Source organism: Paracandidimonas lactea (assembly GCF_021653995.1).
GTDB classification, from domain to species: domain Bacteria; phylum Pseudomonadota; class Gammaproteobacteria; order Burkholderiales; family Burkholderiaceae_B; genus Allopusillimonas; species Allopusillimonas lactea.
Genome location: NZ_JAJJOZ010000005.1, coordinates 287,884 through 306,249 on the forward strand (window position 1 = coordinate 287,884; position 18,366 = coordinate 306,249).

Annotated in this window: 16 protein-coding genes; 8 read left to right on the forward strand and 8 right to left on the reverse strand. The window is 58.9% G+C overall.

The features are described 5' to 3' along the window. Window position 1: 1 nt before the first annotated feature. From LOL23_RS11565 to LOL23_RS11580, 4 genes are all read left to right on the forward strand, one after another. Window positions 2-1,606 (forward strand): carboxyl transferase domain-containing protein, encoded by a 1,605-nt coding sequence (locus LOL23_RS11565; RefSeq protein ID WP_160982394.1) that lies wholly within the window; start codon window positions 2-4, stop codon window positions 1,604-1,606. Between the two features lie 2 nt (window positions 1,607-1,608). Beyond that, on the forward strand, window positions 1,609-3,588 hold the full coding sequence (locus tag LOL23_RS11570; protein WP_160982392.1) for an ATP-binding protein: 1,980 nt from the start codon (window positions 1,609-1,611) through the stop codon (window positions 3,586-3,588). Between the two features lie 154 nt (window positions 3,589-3,742). Further along, window positions 3,743-4,549 carry an IclR family transcriptional regulator gene (locus tag LOL23_RS11575; protein ID WP_160982390.1) on the forward strand — a complete coding sequence of 269 codons (807 nt, stop codon included), beginning with the start codon at window positions 3,743-3,745 and terminating at the stop codon, window positions 4,547-4,549. Beyond that, the gene (locus LOL23_RS11580) at window positions 4,546-5,358 is read left to right on the forward strand and encodes an IclR family transcriptional regulator (RefSeq protein ID WP_160982388.1); all 813 of its coding nucleotides are present in this window, start codon (window positions 4,546-4,548) and stop codon (window positions 5,356-5,358) included. Before LOL23_RS11575 ends, LOL23_RS11580 begins: the two co-directional genes overlap by 4 nt. Window positions 5,359-5,497: 139 nt before the next feature. Here LOL23_RS11580 and LOL23_RS11585 read toward each other — a convergent pair whose 3' ends face one another. After that, the gene (locus tag LOL23_RS11585; protein ID WP_160982386.1) at window positions 5,498-5,917 is read right to left on the reverse strand and encodes an Hsp20/alpha crystallin family protein; all 420 of its coding nucleotides are present in this window, start codon (window positions 5,915-5,917) and stop codon (window positions 5,498-5,500) included. A 225-nt stretch (window positions 5,918-6,142) separates the two neighbouring features. Between LOL23_RS11585 and yghX the strand changes: the two genes are divergently transcribed. After that, window positions 6,143-7,030: a YghX family hydrolase gene (gene yghX, locus LOL23_RS11590; RefSeq protein WP_160982384.1), complete on the forward strand. Its 888-nt coding sequence runs from the start codon at window positions 6,143-6,145 to the stop codon at window positions 7,028-7,030. Window positions 7,031-7,162: 132 nt separating this feature from the next. After that, on the forward strand, window positions 7,163-7,990 hold the full coding sequence (locus LOL23_RS11595; RefSeq protein WP_160982382.1) for a GntR family transcriptional regulator: 828 nt from the start codon (window positions 7,163-7,165) through the stop codon (window positions 7,988-7,990). 21 nt (window positions 7,991-8,011) lie between these two features. Here LOL23_RS11595 and LOL23_RS11600 read toward each other — a convergent pair whose 3' ends face one another. From LOL23_RS11600 to LOL23_RS11610, 3 genes are all read right to left on the reverse strand, one after another. Next, a complete protein-coding gene (locus LOL23_RS11600) occupies window positions 8,012-8,488 on the reverse strand; it encodes a Bug family tripartite tricarboxylate transporter substrate binding protein (protein WP_160982380.1) in 477 nt (158 codons plus the stop codon). A gap of 114 nt (window positions 8,489-8,602) precedes the next feature. Further along, the gene (locus LOL23_RS11605) at window positions 8,603-9,565 is read right to left on the reverse strand and encodes a DUF932 domain-containing protein (RefSeq protein ID WP_160982378.1); all 963 of its coding nucleotides are present in this window, start codon (window positions 9,563-9,565) and stop codon (window positions 8,603-8,605) included. 21 nt (window positions 9,566-9,586) lie between these two features. Next, window positions 9,587-9,973, reverse strand: coding sequence for a hypothetical protein (locus LOL23_RS11610; protein ID WP_160982376.1), 387 nt, complete (start codon window positions 9,971-9,973; stop codon window positions 9,587-9,589). A gap of 306 nt (window positions 9,974-10,279) precedes the next feature. Between LOL23_RS11610 and LOL23_RS11615 the strand changes: the two genes are divergently transcribed. Together LOL23_RS11615 and ssb are read left to right on the forward strand one after the other, a co-directional pair. Then, the gene (locus tag LOL23_RS11615; protein WP_160982374.1) at window positions 10,280-11,185 is read left to right on the forward strand and encodes a BrxR family transcriptional regulator; all 906 of its coding nucleotides are present in this window, start codon (window positions 10,280-10,282) and stop codon (window positions 11,183-11,185) included. A gap of 1 nt (window position 11,186) precedes the next feature. Further along, the gene (gene ssb, locus LOL23_RS19080) at window positions 11,187-11,897 is read left to right on the forward strand and encodes a single-stranded DNA-binding protein (RefSeq protein ID WP_369414117.1); all 711 of its coding nucleotides are present in this window, start codon (window positions 11,187-11,189) and stop codon (window positions 11,895-11,897) included. Window positions 11,898-12,013: 116 nt separating this feature from the next. Here ssb and LOL23_RS11630 read toward each other — a convergent pair whose 3' ends face one another. The 4 genes from LOL23_RS11630 to LOL23_RS11645 all read right to left on the reverse strand — a co-directional run. Continuing rightward, window positions 12,014-12,688, reverse strand: a complete 675-nt coding sequence (locus tag LOL23_RS11630; RefSeq protein ID WP_160982432.1) for an SOS response-associated peptidase — start codon at window positions 12,686-12,688, stop codon at window positions 12,014-12,016. Between the two features lie 553 nt (window positions 12,689-13,241). Further along, window positions 13,242-14,576, reverse strand: a complete 1,335-nt coding sequence (locus LOL23_RS11635; RefSeq protein ID WP_160982370.1) for a GIY-YIG nuclease family protein — start codon at window positions 14,574-14,576, stop codon at window positions 13,242-13,244. 8 nt (window positions 14,577-14,584) lie between these two features. Next, window positions 14,585-16,636, reverse strand: coding sequence for a DEAD/DEAH box helicase (locus tag LOL23_RS11640; RefSeq protein ID WP_237173609.1), 2,052 nt, complete (start codon window positions 16,634-16,636; stop codon window positions 14,585-14,587). A 2-nt stretch (window positions 16,637-16,638) separates the two neighbouring features. After that, a partial coding sequence (locus LOL23_RS11645; RefSeq protein WP_369414118.1) for a class I SAM-dependent DNA methyltransferase occupies window positions 16,639-18,366 on the reverse strand: 1,728 nt, incomplete at its 5' end.

Genomic DNA, 18,366 nt, shown 5'->3' on the forward strand with positions numbered 1-18,366 from the left:
CATGGCGATACTTCATTCCATGCTGCGCAATGCCGGCGACGATCTGGATCGGAACCGGGCAGCTTATGAAAGCCTCAGGAAGGAAGTGGAGGCGGCTCAAGGGCCTTCCGTCCGGGGTGGCGGCGGCAAGTATGCGAAGACCCATATCGGGCGTGGAAAGCTCTTGCCGCGCGAACGCATCAATGAACTTCTCGATCCGGGGACGCCGTTCCTGGAAGTCGGCCAGTTGGCCGGGCACGGATTGTATGAAGACGAGGTCCCCTCCGGTGGGCTGATCGTCGGAATCGGCATGGTCGAAGGACGGCCCTGCATGGTGATGGCGAACGATGCGACGGTCAAGGGCGGCACATACTACCCCATCACCATCAAGAAGCAGATTAGAGCGCAAGCCATCGCGCGCGAGAACGGCCTGCCGTGCATCTATCTGGTTGACTCGGGAGGCGCCTTTCTGCCTTTGCAGGAAGAGATCTTCCCTGATGAGCATCATTTTGGACGTATCTTCCGCAACATTGCAGAGATGTCCTCAATGGGAATCAAGCAGATCGCCGCGGTCATGGGGTCCTGCACGGCAGGCGGTGCCTATATCCCCGCCATGTGCGACGAGACCGTCATCGTAAAAGGCAATGGCACGATTTTCCTGGGCGGACCGCAGCTGGTGCAAGCCGCGACAGGTGTCGTGGTCGATGCGGAAACGCTGGGCGGAGCGGACGTGCATACGCGCCTGTCCGGCGTGGCCGATCATTTTGCCGACAACGATACACACGCCCTTTCCATCATCAGAGAAATCGTGGCTCGTCCAGGGCCGAAGCCCTTGCTGCCGCCGCCCAGAGCGCCGGTGCCGCCGCTTTACGATTCAGCCGAGCTTCCGGGGTTGATTCCGGCCAACCCCAAGCAGCCCATTCCAGCGCGCGAAATCCTTGCCCGCTTGATGGATGGAAGCGAGCTCAATCTGTATCGTGAACGCTACGGGCCGTCGCTCATATGCGGTACGGGCGCGATCGAGGGATACCCGGTGGGCGTCCTGATCAATGATGGCCCCCTTTTTTCAGAGAGTGCCCAGAAGGCGGCCAACTTCATCGAGCTCTGCACCCAGAGCGACATTCCTCTGCTGTTTCTTCATAACATCAGCGGATTCATGGTGGGCGCGGAATACGAGCATGGCGGAATCGCCAAGGATGGCGCCAAGATGGTAAACGCCGTATCCACGTCTCGTGTGCCCAAGTTCAGCGTGATCATCGGCGGCAGCTACGGAGCGGGAAACTTCGCCATGTGCGGCCGCGCCTTTGGCCCCCGCTTCATGGCAATGTGGCCCAATGCCCGTACGTCGGTCATGGGAGGCGAGCAGGCCGCCACCGTGCTTGCCCTTGTGCGCCAGGAACAGCTTGTACGTCAGGGCAAGACGTTCACGGCGGAAGAGGCGGAGGCCTTCAAGCAACCGATCCGCGACCACTACGCAACCCATAGCACGCCGGTGCATGCCGCATCCCGGCTATGGGTGGATTCCGTGATAGACCCGGTCGATACCCGCCAATGGCTCGCCTTGGGACTGGCCTTGGCCCATAACGGACCTCGCGAAAGCACGCGCTTCGGCGTATTCAGGATGTAAACATGTTCAAACGCATATTGATTGCCAACCGCGGTGAAATCGCCTGCCGTATCGCCCGGACTTGCCGACAGCTTGGGATGGAGTACGTGGCAGTTCATTCATCTGCCGATGCGGGCGCATTGCATTTGAAGGGCGCCGCAGCGACGGTTTGCCTGGGCGCGGGTCCGGCCACCGACAGTTATCTGAAAGGGGAGGCGATCATCGCTGCTGCCCTGCAGCATGACTGCGAGGCGGTCCATCCCGGATACGGCTTTCTTTCCGAAAACGCGGAGTTCGCTCAAGCGGTGCAGGATGCGGGGCTGACTTTCATCGGTCCACGAGCGGAGACGATCTTGGCGCTCGGCGACAAATCCCGCGCCAAATCCCTGATGCGGGACGCCGGCGTGCCTACCGTGCCAGGCATGGTCGAGGCCAGCGAAGATCCGGCGCAAATAGAGCGGATGATCAGCGAGATCGGACTGCCGGTGCTGCTCAAGCCCAGCGCCGGCGGAGGCGGGAAGGGCATGCAGGTCCTGCGGTCATTGGCCGGGCTGCGCCCCGCGATCGAAGCGGCGATCCGGGTGGCGCGCAGCAGCTTTGGCGATGGACGGCTGATCGTGGAACGTTTCGTCGAGCGGCCCAGGCACATCGAGGTGCAGGTGTTCGGCGACCAGCAAGGCAAGGTGGTGCACCTGTTCGAGCGCGAGTGCACCTTGCAGCGGCGTCATCAAAAGGTGGTGGAAGAAGCGCCGGCTATCGGGTTGCCCGAGGCTGTCCGGATGCGGCTGCACGATGCGGCGGTGCGAGGCGCTCGCAGTATCGGATATGTAAACGCGGGAACGTTCGAATTCATCGTTGATCAGGAGCACAATTTTTACTTCCTGGAAGTAAATACGCGCCTGCAGGTCGAGCACCCTGTTACGGAAGAAATCACTGGCCAGGATCTGGTCGCATGGCAGTTTCAGGTTGCCGCGGGCGGTTCCTTGCCCTTGTCGCAGTCGCAAATCAAGGCCTCGGGTTGCGCGATCGAATGCAGAATCTATGCGGAGGATCCGGTAGAAGGCTTCCGGCCGGCGCCGGGCCGCGTATCGCGCGTGGCTTGGCCGCAAGGCGTGCGGGTCGAGGCCGGGGTGGCTGACGGGGACAGCGTCCCCGCCTTCTATGACCCCATGGTGGCGAAGTTGGTGGTTCGGGGTGAGGACCGCGCCCGAGCGCTGGGGCAAATGCGTGATGCCGTGAGGCGCACGGCGCTGCTTGGTCTGACGACCAATCTCGGATTCCTGACCCGGGTGCTCGAGGATCCCGCAGTCCAGAGCGGGGATGTTCATACGCAGTACTTGGACGAGGCAACGGCGCTTCACAAGCCGCAAGCCGGCGTGGCGGCCGCTGCCATCGCTTGCGCGGCCGCCTGCTCGTGCACGCCGGCCGAATCGCTCTCGCCTTGGGCCGCGGGCGGTAGACACGGTGTGTTGGATCGCAGCTCGTTGAGCGCAACAGCGCCTCTCGGAATGCTGGGTTTCTGGGCGGGCGACCAATTGGTCCAGGCAGGCTTGACGGGCCTCCACGAAAACGGTGTTCAATTGAGTGTGGACGGAGAGGCTTTCCGGGTAGGCGTGTCATCGGCCGGCGGCGATATCTCTCGGGGTACGGTCAACGGAAGCGAATGGGCTGCTTGCGATACGGGCGCTGCCATCGAGTTGCAAATAGATGGCAACCGCTATGCGCTGGTCCCTGCTCGTTTGCGCAGCCCCGGCGAAGTCAAGGCCGCCGGCGCCGCCGTTGCCCCCATGCCTGGCATCGTCACGGCACTACTTGTTCGAATTGGGAGCCTGGTAGCCGAGGGCGAAGTACTCGCCGTCGTGGAGGCCATGAAGATGGAGAACCAAGTGCTCGCGTCGGCAAACGGAGTGGTAACCGCCATCCATTTTCCCGTAGGTGCCAACGTGAATGTCGGCGATCTGCTGGTCGAAGTGGAGGTGGCCGAGCCCCAGGGCGGCTCGTAAATCTGGCGATCAATAGCGCGGTCTCCGGATCAACGAGGCAAATTTTGTTTTAAACCGGTGTCAGCGAAGACTTGTTTCTCTTAAAAATCCGTCGCATAGCCAATTCATCTTGACATGGTGGCCTATAATTCCATTTTCGACTTACAGGACCTACATGAACCAGATCAAGGACCGCTCCGACGCGGACAGCGGTGGAGCCGGCGTCCGTGTTTTGGCGCGGGGGCTTGCCATTCTGCAAGCATTCGAGCCCGACAATGCTTGGCGCTCGAATGCCGAGCTGGCTGCCATGACGGGTGTGCCCAAACCCACTGTCTCGCGGATTACGGCGCACCTTACTGCTTCCGGCTATCTCATTTATTCTCCGCAGAACGCGCAATACAAATTGGGCGCGTCAGTGCTGGCTCTAGGCTACCTGGCTGCCTCGATTGGCGAGCTGACGACGCAGGCGCGGCCTTTGATGCAAGAACTGGCGGACGACCATAATGGGTCCATCGTGCTGGCATCGCTGGACGGGTTGAGCATGGTTTGCCAGGAAGTCTGCCATGGACGGAGCATGCTGTTTGCATTGCGCGTGCATCCGGGCTCGCGCCTGAGCCTGTCAAGATCCGCCCTGGGAAGGGCCGTTATCGGCGCAATGAGCGAAAACGAACGCAGCAAGTTGCTGGGCGCCATCGCGCAGGCGCATCCCGAGCATTGGCCGGGCCTGGAGCCGGCCATCCAGGCCAGCGTCCGCGAAATGCAGGCGCACGACTATTGCATCGCTACAGGAACATTGGAAACCGGAACCAACGGCATCGCGGTCGTGATCGACATGCCTGATCGGCCCCACGCCTACGCGCTGGGATTTGCCGTTCCGGCCAACCAGGTGACGGCGGAGCATCTGTCGGAGGCGATCGCGCCAAGGCTGCTGGAAATCAAACATCGCCTGGAGCGCGATGTCGCACGCAGGAGCATAGGATGAGACGCAGGACCGCTGAAGTAAATCCGTCCGCGCTTGGGCTCGAAACGCCATCCGGCGGCCAAGTGAATTCATTGCAACGAGGGCTCGATATTCTCCATCTGTTCGACAGCCGGGAACCGCTGCTCACGCATGCTGAAATTTCGACGCGCCTGGGTTTGCCACGGACGACGGCGTCCAAGCTGATCGCCACCTTGGTCGACGCGAACTTCTTGAGGCAGGATGCCAGCGGTGCCTACGGCCCCGACGTCGCTTGCCTGGCGTTGGGGCGCGTTGTCAAGCGCGGGCTTCCGGTCGTGCAGGCAGCATCCCCTCAAATGATGCGGTTCGCTGAAGAGTTCGGTGTCCATGTCAGCCTGATGGCGCGTGAGCGCCTGCAGATGCTCGTACTGGAACATGCCGTTCCCAGCGGGCTCAGCCACCTCGGATTGGCTACCGGCGCGTTGGCGCCGATCGCCCGTTCGGCATCGGGGCGCGCCTACTTGTGGGCGCAGAAGCCCGCCGTGCAGGCGGAATTGTTCGAGGCTCTTAAGGACGTCAGCGCGGAGGGTACGCACAAGTACATGCCTGGCATCTATGCGGCCTTTCAGGAACTCGAAGAGCGGGGCTTCTGTTTCATGGCCTCGCCGGTGACGCGTCAATCGAATTCCGTTGCTACGCCCTTGTATGACCGAGGCGCTCCAACATACGTCTTGGCGGCCATGTCTCTGGGTGGGAATGATCGGGAGCGGGAACTGATCGACGAAATCGGCCCCCGCCTGCTGCAGGTGTCCGCAGAGATTTCACGCGATCTCGAACGCTTGCCGGCTTGAGGAATTACTTAAGGGGTCAGACCCTATGGGTCTGACCCCCCACTTCAGCCGGGGTCGGACCCCGAATGGGGTCCGACCCCTCCCGACCCCTCCTTCGACTGGGGTCAGACCCCGTACGGGGTCTGACCCCTTCACCGCCTCAAGCGATGGTCAGACGCTTGGCCTGAGCCTGTGCTTTTTTCGGAAGCGTCAGCTCCAGAACACCATCGTTGAACCGGGCGGTGGCGGTGGACTCGTCCACGTCCTGGCTGAGCTGGAAGCTGCGGGACACTCTGCCGAAGTAGCGCTCGGTGCGCAGGACGCGTTCGCCATCCTTTTCCTGCCTTTCCTGCTTGCGCTCGGCGCCGATGGAAACGCGGGGACCGTCGATCTGCACATGGATGTCTTCCTTCTTGACACCGGGCAGCTCGGCCTGGACTTGGTAGCCTTCGGCATTCTCTTTGACATCCACTCTCATTTCCGGCGATTCGAGCGCCGCATCAAAACCGAAGTCGACGGGCCTGACGAAGAAACCACGGAAGAGATCGCCGAAGGGGTCGCGGCGGGTGATGTTGCTCATGTTGATTCTCCTGAAATCATCATTACAAGATTGGCGTTGGGCCGATCGATGGCGCCGACTTGCTTGGCATGTATATGTGGGCTGGCGTTTTATTTTCAAGAGCGGGAGGGGTCAGACCCCGCATGGGGTCTGACCCCATTGAAAAAATCCTGGATCATCCATGGCGATGGCTTCATAATCGAAACACGCGGGTTCATTCGCGCCTGCCAATAAAAAGGAGGCGCCATGACGAGACTGACAGCCAAAGATTTCGCACCCGAGTTGCTCGAACTTTACGACCATTACGTGCACGGAAAAATCACCAAGCGCCAATTTCTCAGCCGGGCCGGCAAGTTCGCCTTGGGCGGCCTGACGGCTTCGGCCCTGCTGGCTTCGCTACGCCCCAACTACGCGCTTGCACAACAGGTTTCTTTCACCGATCCCGATATCGTCTCGGAATACATCACCTATCCCTCCGCCCAAGGCAATGGCCAGGTGCGGGCCTATCTGGTCAAGCCCGCCAAGTCCGAGGGCAAGCCGCCCGCGATCGTCGTGGTGCACGAGAACAGTGGCCTGAACCCATACATAGAAGATGTGGCCAGGCGCCTTGCCAAAGCCGGGTTCGTTGCGCTGGCGCCAGACGGGCTCACGTCGCAGGGCGGCTATCCCGGTAATGACGACAAGGGCCGCGAGCTGCAGCAGAAGGTCGATCCCGTGAAATTGATGAACGACTTTTTCGCCGCCGTCGAGTTCATGGCCGCGTACGAGGGTGCAAGCGGAAAAGTCGGCATCACCGGGTTCTGCTATGGGGGCGGCGTCGCCAACGCTGCCGCTGTCGCCTATCCCGAGCTCGGCGCGGCGGTTCCCTTTTATGGGCGCCAGGCCAAGCCTGAAGACGTGCCTCGCATCAAGGCGCCCTTGCTGCTGCAATTTGCTGAAAACGATCCCAACGTGAATCAGACCTGGCCTGCGTACGAGGCGGCGCTGAAGCAGCACGGCAAGACCTACGAGGCCTATATCTACCCCGGCACGAACCACGGTTTCCATAACGACTCGACGCCACGCTATGACAAGGCGGCGGCGGATCTCGCCTGGAGCCGAACCCTGGATTGGTTCAATCGGTATCTGCGGTAGTTTGGTAAACTTTGTGTGACCGCATCGGGCGTCTCCCGGCGTTCCAAACCAGAGCGCCAAGCCGCCCGGGCCGCTCCATGCGAAGAGTTCACCAATGGGCATCACGCATGTCGATATGCGTCGTTTCAGGAAATGACCGAAAAAAACAAGCAACAGCCCGGCGGAGCGCCGTTCTTCAATCCTTTTCCCAAGTATCTGCAGGTGCGGCATATTCTCGAACGCCGCATGAGCCTGGAATACCAGCCGGGCGATCGACTGCCCACCGAGCAAGTGCTTTGCGAAGAGTTCGGGGTGTCCCGCGAGACCGTGCGGGAAGCCTTGCGGGGCTTGGAGCACGAGGGAATCATCGAGCGTCACCGGGCCAGGGGGACTTTCCTCAAACGCCGTCCGGATGCGCCCACCAGCAAGCGGCTCACCGGCATGGTCGAGGATTTTTCCAGCCTGCATCTGGACACCTACGCGCGAGTTCTGGAAACCGTGCGCGTGCCCGCCGACCTGGAGCCGGGGCTGGCCCAGGTCGATCCCGCCGAAGTCTACAAGATCGCCCGGCTAAGGTATTTTGAAGGCCAGCCGCTGGTGGTGCACCATGCGTTCATGTCGGTCGAGACCGGAGCCCGGGTCGTGCGGGAAAATCTTGAAAACGCCCCGATCAGCGAAATCCTTGAAACCCGGCTCGGCCTGAAATGCATCGACGAACGCCAGTTCATCGATGCGCTCGTTGCGGATACCGGTATGGCGCAGCTGCTTGCGGTCCCGGTGGGGGCGCCGGTATTGCTGATTAGCCGTTTATGCCGCCTGGGCAGCGGTGCTTCCTTCGTTCTCTTCAAATCCTATTTCAGGGCTGATCGCTACTACTACACGATCAACCTGGCCTCGGGGAGCCAGCAACGAGAACAGAAGGGGCTGAAAAGCCGAGGCCAGCCGAATAGAAAAATCCCGGCGGCGGACCGGGATGGTTGATCGAAGCGGCAGGCGGCAGCCTTACTGTGGTTTCACGCCAGCCTGTTTGGCGACCTTGCCCCACTTTGCCACCTCGTCCGCAACATAGGCCGAGAACTGCTTCCGATCCAGTTTTCCGGCCTCGCCTCCTTGCTTTGCAAGGGTGTCCAGCACTTTCTTGTCTTTCAAGGCGTCGGCCACCGCGCTGGACAAGGTATTAAGCACGGCCTCGGGGGTTCCCGCGGGCGCGAACAGACCATACCAATTGTTGACGCTGTAGTTCGATATGCCGCTCTCGCTCACCGTGGGAACGTCGGGCAGTGCGGGAATGCGCGAGTCGCCGGACACCGCGATGAGCTTGATTCGCCCAGCTGCCGCCGGTCCCAAGGTGGCGGGCGGCGGCACGAACATGACGGACACCATGTTCCCCATCAGGTCGGACAGCGCGGGGGCAGTGCCTTTATAAGGAACGTGGACCCACTCCAGTTTGTTTATCGATCTGAACAAGTCCCCGGACAAGTGCGTGTGGTTGAACTTGGACAGCGGTATTCATAATCGAACTCCATAAAAGACATAAGGCCCGGCGCAATTAAGTCGCCGGGCCTTATGCCGTGGTGGTGGAAAGAGAGTGTTTCATGCAAGCATCGCCAAGGTGCGATCCAGTGCCTTCTGCTTCAGTGCGGCGCCCTGACTGAACCATGCTGAATCCAGGCGGTAGTCGGTGGTGTTACGGGCACGCCGTTCGTGATCCACGAACTCGGTGATCGAATTGAGTAGCCCAAGGGCGGTTCCCTTCGATGAGCCCAGTTCTGCACCACGGCCCCGACCGTTGTAGATGTCCAGTGCTTTGGACATGGCCCGTTCATTGGGCTGTGTGGAAACGTCTTGGCGGGGTTCGGTGAACAGCTGCCGAAAGAACGCTTCCGCTTCCGAGTGCTTGACCGGGCGCTCGCTGAGCATTTTCATGCGGTACATGAAAGTGTCCCAACTGGATACGGAAATGTCCAATTGACGCTTGACGGCCTCTGCATCGAAGGTCGTGCTGTGCGGCACTTTCACGGCCCCACGGCTGTCATCGATGGCTACAGCCAGCGTGTTATTATAGACGACTCGAACCGCTGTGAACTGAGCAGTGGTCGCCAGCGTGCCATCACAAGCCGTAGCCAGCAGCACATAGGCGTTGGTGACATCGTTCGCCTGAATCGTGGCCGTATGCCCTGTACGTGCCAATGCCCAGACTTTCTTGCCACCCTTCAAGACACCTGCGGTTTCCAGCTGAAAGCCTGAGACTTCCGTGAGATCTCGATAGAACTCCAGAAGCTCGCGAGGCTGCACGACCTGATAGCGTTGACTGACAACAGACAACGGAGCGTGGGTGTCGGAGCGGTACAGCACCTTGCTTTGCGGGAACGTAATCAGGCGGCTTTGCGTGTCGTCCACCACATCGGTGAATTGCACAGGGGCTTCTTTAATGTCCCAATCCATTCCGGCTTGTTTTTGCCAGACTTCAAGGGGTTGGTTGGCGGATAGTTCATTACCCAGGCCATGCCAGGGCGTTTGGCCGACATAGGCCATCTGTTCAACGAGGTGAGCCATGAGGGTTCTCCAGAGGAATGGTTATGGGGTCGGGAAGGAATGGCCGCAGTGGAAACATAGGAAGTTGTTCAGCACCGTGTCATCGATGACTTGGCCCAGAGTGGCACCAGTGGCGCAACCTATCGCACCACCGGCCAGTGCGCTAAGCACGGCGGCGGTGATGCTGTTCAGAGAGGAAGTTTGGGCAGTTGCTCTCAGGCCGATGGCAGCACAGGCAGCGGCACCCTTGGCAGCGCCAGAGAACGAATTGGCGATACCGAAGCACGTACCGAAGGCGCCACCGAGCTTCTTGGCGCGATTCTTGGCCTGGGTTTGGGGAGAGCCGCAGCGCGGGCAGAAGATGATGCCTCGAGAGGGATGCGGAGCCTGCTGCTCACCCGGATGCGGGGTAGCGAAGGATTCAGACATTGGAGCTCCTTGATGAAGAGGAAGACGGCAGAAGCAGACAGCAATTGCTGCCTGCGTTCATCAAGGTGATATGTGAGTGAAAAAATCTGCGATCCGAGTCAGGCTATTTTTCGAGCTGTAGTGCGCTCGCCCCGCTGAGTCCAGCCTTACCCCGGCCTGGCAACGCCAAAGCCATCGGGACTAAAAACGGTAGTTATCAAACTAGGCTCCAGGTGCATATCAAAATAATACGATGGGCGTATGTTTATATGATTGATATACTGTCGTCGATATCTACGTAGTAATACTTGGACCCATTTCGTCACAATGCATTTAGAAAAGCTTGCGAATGTCACCCAGCCACAACGCGACCGGCTCGCGTTCGTGGAGTTGCGCGTGCGCTTCATCGGGGAGATACGCCGTCAGGACTTGGTCACGCGGTTTGGCATCCAGTCCGCCGCCGCATCCAGGGATCTGGCGCTGTACAAGGAGTTGGCCTCGGGCAACATCGACTACGACCCCAAGGGCAAGTCCTACGTCATGGGGCCGGATTTCCGGCCCGTGTTCGACTTCCCCCCGGAGCGGGTGCTGTCGTGGCTGACCCAGGGCTTTGGCGACGGTGAGCCGATGCGGCTCAAGGCGTGGGTAGCCAGCGAGAGCCCGTCACGGCTCACGCATCCGGATCTGGATGTGCTTGCGAGCGTGACCCGTGCGATTCACCAGGAGTGTCCGCTCGGTATTGAGTACCACTCCATTTCCAGTGGCCGCACCGAGCGGGAGATCGTCCCGTTCGCGCTGATCGACAACGGCCTGCGCTGGCACGTCCGCGCCTTCGACCGGAAATGCCAAGAGTTCCGGGATTTCGTCATCACGCGGATCAAGCGCCCGTTCCTTATGAGGGATGCAGATGTGCAGCCCCATGAGCGCAGTGATCAGGACATCCAATGGACCCGGATCGTGGAGCTGGAGATGGTGCCGCACCCGGACCAGCCCCGCCCTGAAATTACGGAGATGGATTACGGTATGGTTCGCGGGTCACTACGGATGAAGCTGCGTGCTGCCACCGCCGGATACATCTTGCGGCAGTGGAGTGTGGACTGCTCTCCGGACCACAGTCTGCGCGGTTATGAATTCAGGCTCTGGCTGAAAGATCACCTGGCGCTGTACGGCGTCAAGAACGCTGTGTTGGCGCCGGGGTACCGCTCGCCCGACCAAAACAAGGGAGAGCAATAACGTGGCCTACGACCCAAAACGCGCGCTGGAACTTCTCCGCATCGGCTCCGGACGCGCCGATGCCACTTTCCGCGACGGCCAAGAAGATGCCATTCGTCACATCGTCGAAGGCAAAGGGCGCTTGCTGGTCGTGCAGAAAACCGGGTGGGGTAAGAGCTTTGTCTACTTCATCGCGACCAAGTTGCTGCGGGAAGCTGGAGCCGGCCCGGCGTTATTGATCTCGCCGCTGCTGGCGCTGATGCGAAACCAGATCGCAGCGGCAGAACGGATGGGGGTTCGCGCCGCCAACCTTGGCAAAGACCCCGAAGTCCGCTACACCGCAGAAGGTGCAGCCGTCTGCTCAGCGTCGATTGCTACGACTCACCAATGGAAGGACAAGGCCACAGGCGAGCGCCGCGAAGAAACCGAATGGCACCGCGTCGTTTTCTATGGCCGACTGGCTGAAATTGCCGGTGAATATCTGCGCAAAGGCCGCACGGTATTCGTGGAAGGCCGCCTGAAAACCCGCAAGTGGCATGACGCAGACACGGGCACGGACCGCTACACCATGGAAATCATTGCAGACCAAATGCAGATGTTGGGCGGCAGGGAAACGGCCCAGGCTCACACCGCCCAGCCTGGGCCGGCAGCCCGCCCGAAAGGCCGCAGCAGCAAGGCGAAGGCACCCACTGCAACGCCTGACGAAATCGATACATCAGATATTCCATTCTAATCGACAGCCCACCACAGGCCGGGTAACACCGGCCTGGCGAAAACCGCGACTGGCCCGGCTTTGCCGGGCTTTGTTGCGTGTGTCGCCGGAATCCTCGCGCTGACCGACACAGATCATTAAATCAGGCTGGACTGTCGCGGCGGTTCCAGCGGGATGGCATCGAATGCCGCAGCGGGCGGCAGAGTAAACAGCGCCTGCGCGTCGTCCTGGCTGCCGTTCAGCCATTGATCGACATCGGCCAGCTCAATCGGAATCACCGAGCGCTTATCTTGCGCGTCGACAGGCCTGGAAGGATCAGGCTTGTGCATCCTGTTCATCAGGGGGTGAGCGTCCGCGTTCAGTGTGAGCATGGTATAGCTTTCCACCACTTCGCCGGTTTCCCGGCTGACCCAGGTATTCCACAAACCGGCCAGCCCCCAGGGCGCACCATCGGCGCGCCGGAACCGCCACCACACATTGCTGCCGCTTTCCCAACAGGGTTCATCGAAGGATTCCGCCGGAATGATGCAGCGCTGCCCCCGCGCCCAGGCTTGCCGAAAGGTGGGCTTTTGCGCCAGTTCTTCGGCGCGTGCGTTGTTGGTGGAATAGGGTAATTTGGCATCCTTGGCGAATGGGGGAATCAGCGCCCACTGGCCTACGACAAGTTCCCGCCCCTGGCCGCCTGCACGAATAAACGGCCCCATACCCCGGGGATGCACCAGTGGTCCCCAGAGCCTCGGTGGGTTCTGGCGGCCGACATGCCAGTAGCGTTCAACAGCCGCCTGGTCGGATGTTACGTAGCGATTGCACATGGAGAAATTCTCTCGTGTTTGCTGCGGGTGTGCAATGTCGGGCTTGCTGTTCTCTGCGGGTGGTTGCGGTTGGGTGAGCATGTTGGAGCAGCTTGCGCTGCTGGTGCCCTACAGTTCCCAGGCAGCGCCTGGGACCCTGTCCGGTGACGATGCCAGCCCGGTTCCCGGCCTGGCTGGGACTTTCCGTCCCCAAATTCGCCTTCGCTCATTTGTGGCCTTAAAAGTCCCACACATGACGCACCCCCGACGGGGTGAGGAAAAGGTTGTGTTTTCAAATGCTTAGCGGGAAGCCGTTGTTGGCTTCGATGCAGGACAAACAGGGATACAGAATTGCGTAAACCGTTGATTGTAGAGAGGAAGGGAAGGCCACAGGTGTGGCCTTTCGGGGCGTAGACGGCGGGAGGAATGCTTTCCGCAGTCATGCGGCTACACGCTGACGGCGCCTCGTCTACGTGCTGACTTCATGAACACTACACGCGGCCTGCATGATTGGTGCATCAGGCATGCAAGGCCGCTGCTGTCCAACTGCATAATCGCTACGGCGGCCTCAACTTCAGGCAGGTGTATCGGTAGCGCGCTTCTTTACCAGCCGATTGGTGGTGTTATCCATGCGGTACTGCACAATGCTGCCGTCGATAATGCGCCGTACCACTTCCCGTGCCGTGTCCAAGGGCACGGAAAACCACTCGCGGGGGTTGTAGGTTTTGCCGTCTCTGCCGGTCAGGGTCATTGTCAAACGCTGGGCGTGCAGAAAACCGTGTATCAGTGTCTCGAATTTATTGGGGTTTAGGTTGTAGCATTCGATGGAGGCCAGAATCTTTATCGGGGCTTCCAGGAAGGCGATGTCGCGGGCTGCGTTCCGGGTGCGTTCTTCAACCGTCTGTTCGGTGTAGCCGATTTTGATGAGGTTCGGAATGGCTTTCAGGGTGGGGTTGTCGCTAAGCGAGGACACGAAATAAATTTGCCCGGCCCGCTTATCCCTGTGTGAAATGTTGTTGAAGGCGTCTACCACCGATTCAGGGTCGCGCACGATGCGCCGCCCAGTTTCGTCGGCAAACAGCCGTTTTGCCAGCGATTGCAGCAGGTGATTGGATTCGGTGCCGTTTTCAAAGATGATGCGCAGGCGTGGATCATACCTTCCGGTACTGTCCAGCCGGTGTTCGCCGATTTTGTCGATCAGGCACAGCACCCCTTCCATAATGAAGGCATCGCCTTCCTGGACCTTCGATGACTGCTGGAAGCGTGTGGTCTGAATGCTTCCGTTCTTCAAGCCTTCGTGCAGGTCGCGGAAGATATGCTCAAACTCATAGAAGTCATGGCAGACGGTGCGTTGTGCGATTTCGTCGGGTTGCTCCCGATCAGACACGGCAGGCACGTGCCGGATGTCGAAAATGCTGTCATCGCCCAGGTCCAGTTCGCTGAACTCGGCGCTGGCGAAAATATCATCCAGCGAAGTGACCTCTTCCGCATCCATGCTGGGTTTGCGCATAGGCCCGTGGTCAGTCGCCGCGCCGGAGGGTTCGGAATCCGCGCGTACAGCAGCCGGAGAAGACCCCAGGGTTTCGTTGGCGGGAGCCGCGTCAGCCACGATCAACAGGCCATGCCGGTCATAGGGGCTCAGCGTGTCGTGCAGCGCCGGGTTGGTCTGATAGCCTGCCAGGCGGCGGGCCAGCAGCTTCTCTGACAAATCGCCTTCTTGGCTGGGTGGCCGGCCATGCACATCTGCAAAAGCGCTGATTTCCTCGAAGTTGGTCAACTCCAGCGGTGCGTTTCTGCCGACACGCCGGGCCTGAACATCCAGCAGCCCGAATTCGTCAGGCCCATTGAGAATGTCATCCAGCGTAGGGCGGGAGAAGGCTTTGCTTTTATCGTGTCGGATTGCCGCCATGTGACCCCCTATGATTCCTGGGCCTGAGCCTTGCGTTCCTGGGCTTTACGCTTGACGTAGACCAGCGCTTCGGCCAACCGCCGTTCCGTGGCGTCACCAGAAGTCACGGAGGGTTCCCGGTTTTTTTCCTTGCGGAATTCAAGAATGCGTGGCCACAGTATGACGGCTTCGGCTTCCGACATATTGGAGCGCATCCCCACGACGGTTTCCTGAATGGTCTTCAGCACGGCGGGTGTGACCGCTTTGGACAGAATCTCGTAGGCGCCCTGGAAGGGGTTGATCTGCCGGATCAGATCAATGTTCAGGTGCTCGATATTCACAAACTTGTTGCCAATGAGCACAAACTTGCGGTTGGGTTTGGGGTCGGCGTCGCCAGGCTGCGCGGATTTCTGGCCTGTCTCTGTAGCGCCAGGCGTAGGGGCAACGCCGGGCGGCACCAGGATTTCAGCCCCTTCCGGCAGGTCGTCTTCGTCAAATAGGCCGCCGGTAGACTGTATGCCCAGGGAAGCATGGACGGCTTCGGAAACGGTCATGACCTCGCTGGGTTCCAGATCAGGGTAGAGCTTTTCCACGATCTTGGGGATTTCCACCGTCTCCAGAATCTCGGGGTCGGCTTCGCCGGTCACCGCAGGGGCCATGATTTCCGGCGTTTGCAGAATAGCCGCCTTGATGTTGTCCATGTTCTCCAGGGCTTTGATGACCTTGTCGGACACGGGCGCGGCCGTGTCTTCAATGACCACCGTACCCGGCGCAGCGACCTCGCCCGGCAACATGCGTGAGCGGGGCTTGAAGTTCACCGAAGGGGCCAAAACCTGCTCCATCAGCAGCGACACGGTAATGGCCTTGAGCATATTGTTCACCGAGACTTTTACATCGTCGTCTTCAGCATCGGGCTGGGCAATCAGGTTGGTGAACTGGGCGTGCGGCTTGCCTTCGCAGTCGCGGGTGGCGCGGCCAATGATCTGAATGATTTCGGTGAGGGAAGAGCGGTAGCCTACCGTGAGCACATGCTCGCACCAGGGCCAGTCAAAGCCTTCCTTGGCCATGCCCAGGGCAATGATGATGTCCATATCATCGGCCTGGGATACCTGGCGCAGATAGTTCTGTACTTCCACCCGCATGGGGTTGTCATCCACCAGGTCAGCCACTTTCAAGAGTCGGCCCTGTTTGTCTTTGACCGTGATGATGCCGGTCGTGGGGTCCCTGCGAACAACTTCGCCAATGGCATCCAGGATGTGATCCACCTCCGAGTATTTATCCTTGGTCGATTCCACAGAATTGACGTTGGGGATATGGATGATGGTTTTCTTGCCGGTATCCAGCACCTCATGCAGTGCATCCAGATACTTCCCAGTGTAGAAGTGGTAGCCGATACCCAATGACTTCAGGTGTTTGTAGCCATTCAGCTGTTCATAGTAGGAATAGGTGACCTGGGTGAATTTTTCTTCATCTTCCGGTAGCAGAATAGGAACGGCATCCCCACGGAAGTACGACCCGGTCATGGCGATAATATGGGCATTGGAACCGGCCATAATGCCGTCGATCAGCGCGCCCAGGCGGTTTTCACCATCTGCCGAGGTATGGTGGAACTCGTCTATGGCCAGCAGCGTATCGTCAAAGTCTGCCGGTGACATTTTCTGATACGCATAACGTAGGGTCGCATGGGTGCAGACCAGGGTCTTGGCGTGAGGGTCAGACATAAACCGGATGAAGGTATCGACCTTGCCAGCCTCACCACCGGGTATGCACAGGTTATAGCTGGGCAACACCTTCCAGTCGGCAAAGAAGCCGTGTTCTGTCAGCCGGGTGTCTTTGAACGAGCTGCCGATGGACATTTCCGGTACAGCCACAATCACCTTTTTCAGCCCCTGGTTGCGCAGCTTGTCCAGGCCTAGGAACATTAGCGCCCGTGACTTGCCTGATGCCGAGGGAGCTTTGAGCAGCAGGTACTGTGCATGGCGGGATTCGTAGGCACGGGCTTGCATCTCCCGCATTCCCATGGCATTCAGATTCGAACTTTTGCCGGTTTGCTTGTACGTGACGGTCAACAGGTCGGCCATGGTCATTTGCTCCCTTTAGATTTCTTGGCAGGTTTTTTGGCCCGCTCGGCGGCAATCAGTTTTTCGTAGCGGGCGAACAGATGTTCCAGCCGTTCCGAGGCATCACGGAAAGGCCGGTCGCGATACAGGGCTTCCACCGCACGATCCAAGGTTTTATGGGCGGCCAGCAGCGGGGCGGGCATTTTGTCCGGGTCGTAGAGGTCTGCCAGGGATTTATCCGGGTAGTCTTCGCGGATGAGCAATACTTCCTCGGCCAGAGCTTCAATGTGCTTGCGTTTGGCTTCAGAGGCTTCCGGCCAGGGGAAGGTGTTGTAGACCAGGGTGGCGGAATAGCGGTATCGGCTTTCCAGGCGACCGGCCACAGTGCGCATCCAGTCGTTGTGCATTTCTGAGGTGAGGATGCCGAATTCGTAGAGGGTGGCGTTCGGGATCATCAGATTCAGATTGCTGGATATGACTTCTGCGCTCTGAAAGCCGATGGGAACGTATGCTCTCCGTTCTGACGACACACTTGGAACGAGAATGTAGTGACCATCTTTGGGTTGCCGGATTTCTCCGAATAAATGGGGGGTATCTGCCAGGGCTCGGGTTGATTTTCGGGTGCTTTCGCTGCGAGTCGCCTTTACCAGTGCAATCCTCGCGGAAATTCTCGGGTTTAATTCAATTTCTTCGGTACTAGCATCTGTAAGCCATATGCACCATCGATCCTTGGCCTGAATAAACTCTTGAGCCCCCAGAAATCGTTTTATAAACTTAACCGTTGTTGGTTCCTGCGCGATGAGAGTATCTTTCTCTTCCGAGGAAAGCAGGAGATGGCCACCATCATTGGGCATATTTCCAAAAAGCATCTCTGGCTGCCCGCATAAGGGCGTCCGGCGTGACTCAATTACAGTGTTGCCGGCATCTAGTAAATAAGGGCTAATGTTATCTGCTGCTAACTGGACCGTGTCTCTTTGAATTTCTTTATAAATCACTCTTTTATTGATGAGAGATTGATTGGCAAGTCCAATGATGACAACATGAACGGCAGCGTTTTGCTTGGCGTGGTTTTTCCATGAGAATGTTTGATATGCGAACCTAATGCTTACTTGCATATTGAATAGGTGCGGCCACAGAATCGAGGCTTGTTCTCCCTGGCTCACGGAGTTGGTAGCTACAAAAGCACATTCAGCAATTTTTCCTGTGATGTATTGAGCCCCTTTCATGAACCAACATGTGACGAAGTCTAGGTTCCCATAGGCTGGGAGGCCAGAGAATACGTCTTTCATGTCTTCGTTCTGATCCTGAGTGCGTCCTGCGTGTCCCAAGAACGGGGGGTTACCGCATATGTAGACCTCACAGACATTTCCATGTTCATCTGCAGGTGGGCAGACTTCTTCCCAGTCCCGCCGTAGGCTGTTATCACAGACAATATTGCCGCCGTCCTTCAGTGGCAATACCGCTTCTGCGTAGCCGAATTTGTCCTTGAACACCATATTCATTTGGTGTTCAGCCAGCCACAGCGAAAGCGTGGCGATTTCGTGGGCGAAATCATCAATTTCGATGCCGTAGAACTGGGTCAGGCTAATGCCCGAGTAATACATGACATCCTGTTTACTGACCGCGTTCAGGGCATCAATGATTTCCATTTCAAGCTTGCGCAGCTCTTTGTAAGTGAATCGAACCGGGTTTTGAGGAGGCTTCAATTCTTGAGAGAATGGAGTCATGAGCAAGAACAACAAGTTTTCCCC